This window comes from Limobrevibacterium gyesilva, assembly GCF_025989185.1.
Taxonomy (GTDB): Bacteria; Pseudomonadota; Alphaproteobacteria; order Acetobacterales; family Acetobacteraceae; genus Limobrevibacterium; species Limobrevibacterium gyesilva.
The window spans coordinates 1-1023 of record NZ_JAPDNT010000079.1 but is presented as its reverse complement, the minus strand read 5'-3'; the positions used below and the strand labels follow the sequence as shown (position 1 = coordinate 1023).

The window sequence follows — 1023 nt, the reverse complement described above, 5'->3', positions numbered from 1 at the left end:
GACGCGGATCTGATGGGTGTGAAGGACATCGCGGGTCACATGCTCGGTGCCAATGAGGCTTGCTGTCGGCCTTCCACTTGGCTGTGGGGCTGCCGAAGTTCCAGACATCGCCCGGTATGCATCTCCGGAGAGCCGGACATAGTGAGGTGGCCCCGAAAAGGCTTCTGGTGCGATTTGCACACATGACCAAACGCGTCCTATTGAGCCTCAATGACCCTACGCCTCAAGCGCGGCGTCCCATGACTGCGCGCCCAAGCCGAGGATAATGCGCTGATATTCGTGACAAATTCGGCTAGAAGGTACAGAAAAATCCGATTGCATCCGGGAAATCTGGGATTAGATGTCGCTGCCACGGAGGTTGTCCATCCGCGGCTGGGGTGGGAGGCTGTGGTTGCCAGACCTGCAACCCCCTTCCCGGGGCCTTGGATGGACACCCACCAGAATGCGCGGACGACGCGCCACAGTCGAATGCTGATTGTTGAGCGCTTGGCTGGCGGCTGGACCGCGACGGCGATTGCGGACGCGCTCGGCGTTGATCCGCGCACGGTGCGCAAGTGGCGCGACCGCTATGCTGCCGAAGGCGTAGCCGGCCTGACCGATCGCTCCTCCAGGCCGCATCGCAGTCCGACGCGGCTGACCGCGCACGCGGAAGACGAGATCGAGGCGCGCTCCTTCTGCGCCAGCTCGGCGTAGATGTGCAGCATGAACGGGTCGGCATTTGCACCCAGCTCGGCGACAATGAAGGGCACGCGCTGCGCCATCAGGCCGGAGATGAAAGCCACGTCGCGGGAGAGACGGTCCAGCTTTGCCACCACTACGGCAGCCATTGCCTTGCGGGCCTGTGCCAGGGCGTCGCGCAGCTTTGGGCGGCGGTCCAGCGCGTCGCACCCCTTGCCGGTCTCTACCTCGACAAACCCGGTCAGCAGATCCAGCCCCTCGGCCGCGATGAACCGCGCCACCGCCTCGCGCTGCGCTTCGATCCCTAGGCCGGACTTACCTTGCCGATCGGTCGAAACCCGGATG

1 protein-coding gene and 1 pseudogene are annotated in these 1023 nt (G+C 64.1%); one reads left to right on the top strand and one right to left on the bottom strand.

Annotated elements, in window-relative coordinates; translation table 11 throughout:
* Window positions 1-426: 426 nt before the first annotated feature.
* Window positions 427-636 (top strand): annotated as a pseudogene (locus tag OL599_RS25780) (leucine zipper domain-containing protein); the annotation flags it as partial.
* On the opposite strand, the gene OL599_RS25775 reads toward OL599_RS25780, so the two are convergent.
* Window positions 567-1023: recombinase family protein (locus OL599_RS25775; RefSeq protein WP_283949954.1), on the bottom strand; the 457-nt coding region annotated here is incomplete at its 5' end. The pseudogene OL599_RS25780 and the gene OL599_RS25775 overlap by 70 nt on opposite strands.